A 5,510-nucleotide genomic window follows, 5' to 3' on the forward strand; every position below is an offset into this window, starting at 1 on the left:
GTCTCCGGGGTTGAGTTGTGGGATGGTGAAGGAATCAGTAGAAGCCGGTGGAGGGATTTGAACCCTCGGCCTATTCCTTACGAAGGAATCGCTCTGCCAGCTGAGCTACACCGGCGCGGTGGGCTTTCGAACGCATTCTTCCGTACCCCGGTTACGTAATTAAGACTTGCGAATCAACCCGGTGTCTGCCGTTCGGCACCAGCCCTCTCACGCCCGCTTCGTCAGGCGAACGTCGAGACAGACGTTGTACTCGTGGGGGGCGTACGACCGGACGACGTGCTCGTTCACGACTTCGACCTCGTAGGCCGGCTCGGCGGCGGCGCGGACGGCGGCGAGTCCCGGCCCGAACGGGTCGTCCTCGTGTTGGATGTCGTAGAGGTGAATCACGCACTCGTCGCTCGCGAGGCGGACCGCCGTATCGAGGAAGTCGCCCGCGCTGTGCGGGAGGTTCATGATGAGTCGGTCGGCCCAGCCCTCGTAGTCGGCGGCGACCTCGCGCACGTCGCCGTGAATCGGGGTGAGTCGGTCGGTCACGTCGTTCCGCTCGGCGTTCTCGCGGAGGTACTCGACGGCCGCCTCGTTGAGGTCGCAGGCAACGACCTCCGCGCCGGCGGCGGCGGCCGGGACGGCGAAGGGGCCGACGCCGGCGAACATGTCGAACACGTGCTCGCCCTCGCGAATCGCCTCGACGACGCGGTGGCGCTCGGTCGCCAGTCGCGGCGAGAAGTAGACGGTATCGATGTCGAGACGGAACTCGTGACCGTACTCGCGGTGGACGGTCTCGGTCGAGTCGCCGACGAGCACGTCCCAGTCGCGGACGCGGAGTTCGCCTTTGACCTTCGAGGCGCGGTTGACGACCGTCTCGGCCTTGAGGTCCGAGGCGACGATGGCGTCGGCGATGTCGCGGGCGCGGTCGGGGTCGTCCTCGTCGAGGATGACGATGTCGCCGAGTCGCTCGTAGGAGGGTTCGAAGCCGAGCAGATCGGCGGGCGTGGTCTGCGTCTCTCGGACGGGAGGTTCGAAGTCGACGACTGCTAGGTCGTCGGGGACGGCGTCGGCGTCGACGACGGGGATGTAGAGAGTCCCCTCGGCGACGGTAATCTCGTGGTCGTGGTCGAGCAGGCCGGCGTCGGCGAGGCGCCGGCGCGCCGCCTCGCCGGACTCGCGGGGCACGCGGACGCAGGGGACGTTCATACCCCCACCACTACACGGCTCCGAGTAAGGGTGACGCTTCGCCGCGAACGTATATACGACCCTGATGCATCAGGGACCACGTATAGATGTCTGGCGAGGAAACGATGATTCGCCCACACTCTCGACGATAGCCGTCGTTCGAGTGGGGTGCCTCTGACACAGTTGGGCCTTGCCCGGGGCCCACTTTCGGACCCCAGTCCTGAGAGGAGTGACTCGGGCGTATGCCGCCGAAATCACGTCCGTCGGTGGCGACGTTTCTCGCGGAACTCACCGTTCGAAAATTGACCGTCTCGACCGTGTGGCGACCGTCTCGGCCGGATGGTGTTCTTTTTGCAGCCACGAGTCGGCGACTCGTCCCCGCTTACACCTCGACGTGGTCGCGGTCGATACCGAGGAACGACTCGGCGGTTTCGACCCAGTCGGCGAGCGTTCGAGTCCCATCGTCTCGCTCGTGCGGATAGACGGCCTCGATTTCGTCGTCGCGGAAGACGATGCCCAGCGTCGGCGGAAGGACGACCGCGTCGTGTTCGGGACCCATCCGCCCCGACCCGACCGTCGCGTGCTCGTCGAGCGTCGGGAGCGCGACCCCTTCCGTTCGCGCCCACAGCCGGCACTCGGCGAGTCGCTCGCGGACGATTGCGTCTCGTTTCGTCGGTGCGGTGTCGGACTCCACGTCAACCTCGCGACCCCACGTCCGGACGCACACGTCGTCGACGAGCCCCTCGTCCGCGAGTCGTTCGAGTCGAACGACTAGCGTCTGGTGTTCCTCCCCGAGGCCGTCCCGAATCGGGCGAATCCACAGTTCTACCCGCCGTTCACCGTCGGTCTGCATGCTCCTCACCACCGGTAACAGATACGCTCGGGGGGAGAATAAGCCGGAGCCATCCTTCCCGCCGACCGGGAATCGGAAACGCGCGGGCGACGCGTGGTGCGGTTGAGTCCGAGAGCGTGAGAGTCCGGACGGCGCGACCGGGTTCGGTTTTATTCGCTCAGCGCGCGTCTGTGACGACATGTTCGACCACATTCTCGTCCCCACCGACGGCAGCGACCACGCGGTCCGCGCCGCCGACTACGCGGTCGACCTCGCGGCGACCTACGGGGCCGCGCTCCACGTCCTCTACGTCGTCGACGTCCGAACCGGTCACGCTGACGCACCCGTCGATGACGACGATTCCCAGACGCGCGGAGAGGCGGCAGTCGGCATCGTCGCCGACCGCGCGGCCGACCGTGACGTACCCGTCGAGACGGAGATTCGGGTCGGCCTGCCGCACGAGACCATCATCGACTACGGCGAGGAACGCGACATCGACCTCGTGGTGATGGGTACCCACGGGACGAGCGGACTGGAGCGATACCTGCTCGGAAGCGTCGCTGAGCGAGTCGTCAGACTCTCGGACGTGCCGGTGCTGTGCGTGCCGCCGGCTGATGACGACGAGTGAGGTGCGTCGCTCGGGGCTGACAGACGGGCGGTGAGGCGGGCGTGAGCGGCGGCCCTCAGCGGACGACCATCACGCTCATCGGCGCGCGTCCGGCGACCAACTCGGCGACGCTCCCGAACAGCAGGTCCGTCTCGCCGGTGCGGCCGTGACCGCCGAGGTAGACGGCGTCGACGCCCTCCCGGCGCGCGAATTCGACGATGGTCCGCGCGGGGTCTCCGCGGTGGGTCTCGGTTCGGAGTTCCACGCCGCTCCCGTCGGCCAGCGCCGCGAGTTCGTCGAAGATATCCTCTGCGAGTTCGTCGGCGCGTTCGTACCACTCCTCGGAGCCGTGGAGCGGTTCCGTGCTGATGTCCACGTCGAACGGGGCGCTGTAGCCGGGGTCGGCCGGGTTGATGACGTGCAGGGCGACGACCGTCGAGTCGGCGTGCGCGAGGGCCTGTTCGAACGCTCGCTTCGACAGCGGCGAGCCATCGACGGCGACGAGAATCGTATCCATCATGATTATTAGTACGTCGTCTCGGCACAAAAACGCTCCCGCGCCGGGTTTTTCTCCGCGGCGTGCGAGGTGCCACCCGTGTTATCCGTCCCCGAACTGTTCGAGTCGCCGCGCGACCGGTGGCGGACGCTCGCGCTCGCCGTCGTCGTCGTCGCCGTCGTCGCGCTCGCCGGCACGACGCTCGTCGACCGCTTCCCGTTTCTCGCCAATCCGACGGCGCTGCGGACGTGGCTCCTCGACTTTGGCGCGCTCGCACCCCTCGCGTTCGTCGGCGTGCAAATCGCGCAGGTCCTCGTCGCGCCCATCCCCGGACAGGCGCTCGGGTTCGCCAGCGGCTACCTGTTCGGCGCGCTCTGGGGAACGGTCTACAGCATGGTCGGCATCGTCCTCGGAACGGCGCTCGCCGTCGGAATCTCGCGGTCTCTCGGCCGCCCGTACGTCGAACGCGTCGTCACCGCCGACGCCCTCTCGGTGTTCGACGACGCGATGGAGACTCACGGTTTGGCCGTCCTCTTTCTCGTGTTTCTGGTTCCGGGCCTCCCGGACGACGCCATCTGCTTCGCCGCCGGCCTCACCGACATCCCGGTCCGACGGGTCGTCCTCGTCGCGGCGGTGGGTCGGCTCCCCGGCTTCCTGCTCGTGAACCTCGCTGGCGCGGCCGCCGCCGACGGCAACGCCGAACTCACCGCGATTTTCGTCGGCGCGTTGCTCGCGGCGTCGGTCCTCGGCTACCTCTACCGCGACCGACTCATGGGCGCGCTCGGGTCGCTCACGAGTCGAACAGCCGGTCGTTGAGCCACACCAGACACAGGTTCGCGGCGAGGAACGGGATGAACGCGCCCGCGACCCAGCCCCACTCCGTGAGCCCCAGCGGGACGACGCCGAAGAGGTCCGCGACCGGCGTGTAGAGCAACACGAGGTGGAGCGCGAGCGACAGGCCGACCGCGCCGAGGAGCCACGGGTTCGAAAGCGGCGACAGCCGGTAGCGGAGCCGAACCGACTGCGTGCGGACCAACTCGGCGGTGACGAGGAAGGTAAACAGCACCGTCTGGGCGACGACGAGGTCGCTGGTGCGAGAGAGCGCGTAGAAGAACACGCCGAGTCCGGTCCCGGTGAGCGCGACGCCGATACCGAGAATCGAAGCGATGGTCCGGCGGTCGAGGACGCCCTCGTCGCGGGGTCGCGGCGGCCTGCGCATCACGTCGTCGGACTTGGGATCCGCGCCGAGCGCGAGCGCGGGGAAGCCGTCGGTGACGAGGTTGAGCCACAGGAGCGCGACGGGCGTGATGACGAGCGCCGACTCGGACGCGAACACCGCGGGGAACAGCGCCGCGCCGAGGAGCGTCCCGAGGAAGACGACGAACACCTCGCCGGCGTTCGCCGACAGCAGGTAGTTGACGAACTTGCGGATGTTGTCGAAGATGCCGCGGCCCTCCGCGATGGCGTCGCGGATGGTGACGAAGTTGTCGTCGCGGAGCACCACGTCCGACGCGCCCTGTGCGACCTGCGTCCCGCGGTCTCCCATGGCGATGCCCACGTCGGCGTTACCGAGCGCCGGCGCGTCGTTGACGCCGTCGCCGGTCATCGCTACCGTGTAGCCCGCGTCCTGGAGCGCCCGGAGGATGCGGACCTTGTGTTCGGGTGCGACGCGGGCGAACACGTTGGTCTCCTCGACGACCCGGCCGAGTTCCTCGTCGTCCATTGCGGCCACCTCGGTGCCCGTAACGACCGTGTCGGCGTCGATTCCGACCTCGCGGGCGATGGCGCGGGCCGTCCGCGGGGTGTCGCCGGTCGCCATCGTCACCTGTACGCCGGCGTCGCGGCAGTCGGCGACCGCCTCGGCGACGCCCTCGCGCGCCGGGTCGGTCATGCCCTGCAACCCGAGGAAGACCAGTCCCGATTCGAGCGTATCGTCGTCGGCGTCGGGGTCCGCCTCGGGGGCGTACGCGAACCCGAGCACGCGGAGCGCGTCGTCGGCGAAGGCGGTCACGGTCGCTTCGACGCGCCCGCGGCGCTCGTCGGTGAGAGACTCGATTTCCCCGTCGACGAGGACGCGGTCGCACCGCGCGACGATTTCCTCGGGCGCGCCCTTCACGAGCGCGACGGGGCCGTCGCCGGGGGCGTCGAACGCGTCCACGACGACCGACATGCGCTTTCGCTCGGAGGTAAAGGGAACCTCGCGGAGCCTGTCGTCGGGGTCGCGCGAGCCGTCGAGGCTCGCGTCGGCGGCGGCGTTCACGAGCGCGACTTCGGTGGGTCCCCGCGGTGGGCCCCGTCGTCGAGTTCCTTGGTGTCGTTGCAGCGAGCCCCGCAGGACAGGAGCGCCGCGAGCGCCGGGTCTGGGTCGGGGTCCAGGCTCGGGACGGCCGCGGATGCCGAGT

General features: G+C 68.7%; 5 protein-coding genes, 1 tRNA gene and 1 pseudogene. 2 read left to right on the top strand and 5 right to left on the bottom strand.

Features of this window, described 5'->3' with window-relative positions; translation table 11 throughout:
* Positions 1-42 precede the first annotated feature (42 nt).
* The 3 genes from NKF06_RS19585 to NKF06_RS19595 form a co-directional block, all read right to left on the bottom strand.
* A tRNA-Thr gene (locus NKF06_RS19585) sits at positions 43-115 on the bottom strand.
* Positions 116-207: 92 nt separating this feature from the next.
* Positions 208-1,194, bottom strand: coding sequence for a class I SAM-dependent methyltransferase family protein (locus NKF06_RS19590; RefSeq protein WP_253246366.1), 987 nt, complete (start codon positions 1,192-1,194; stop codon positions 208-210).
* Positions 1,195-1,555: 361 nt separating this feature from the next.
* A complete protein-coding gene (locus tag NKF06_RS19595; RefSeq protein ID WP_058828121.1) occupies positions 1,556-2,026 on the bottom strand; it encodes an HTH domain-containing protein in 471 nt (156 codons plus the stop codon).
* Between the two features lie 178 nt (positions 2,027-2,204).
* Here NKF06_RS19595 and NKF06_RS19600 point away from each other — a divergent pair, with 178 nt between their 5' ends.
* Entirely contained in the window at positions 2,205-2,633 is a 429-nt protein-coding gene (locus NKF06_RS19600; protein ID WP_253246367.1) for a universal stress protein, read from the top strand.
* Positions 2,634-2,688: 55 nt separating this feature from the next.
* Here the strand turns inward: NKF06_RS19600 and NKF06_RS19605 are convergent, their stop codons facing one another.
* Positions 2,689-3,129, bottom strand: a complete 441-nt coding sequence (locus tag NKF06_RS19605) for a universal stress protein (protein WP_172795818.1) — start codon at positions 3,127-3,129, stop codon at positions 2,689-2,691.
* Between the two features lie 78 nt (positions 3,130-3,207).
* On the opposite strand from NKF06_RS19605, the gene NKF06_RS19610 reads away from it, so the two are divergent.
* Positions 3,208-3,924: a VTT domain-containing protein gene (locus NKF06_RS19610; RefSeq protein WP_253246368.1), complete on the top strand. Its 717-nt coding sequence runs from the start codon at positions 3,208-3,210 to the stop codon at positions 3,922-3,924.
* Here the strand turns inward: NKF06_RS19610 and NKF06_RS19615 are convergent.
* Positions 3,899-5,510, bottom strand: a pseudogene (locus tag NKF06_RS19615) (cation-transporting P-type ATPase); the annotation flags it as partial. The gene NKF06_RS19610 and the pseudogene NKF06_RS19615 overlap by 26 nt on opposite strands.

It is taken from the genome of Haloferax sp. AB510, assembly GCF_024136985.1.
Classification (GTDB): domain Archaea; phylum Halobacteriota; class Halobacteria; order Halobacteriales; family Haloferacaceae; genus Haloferax.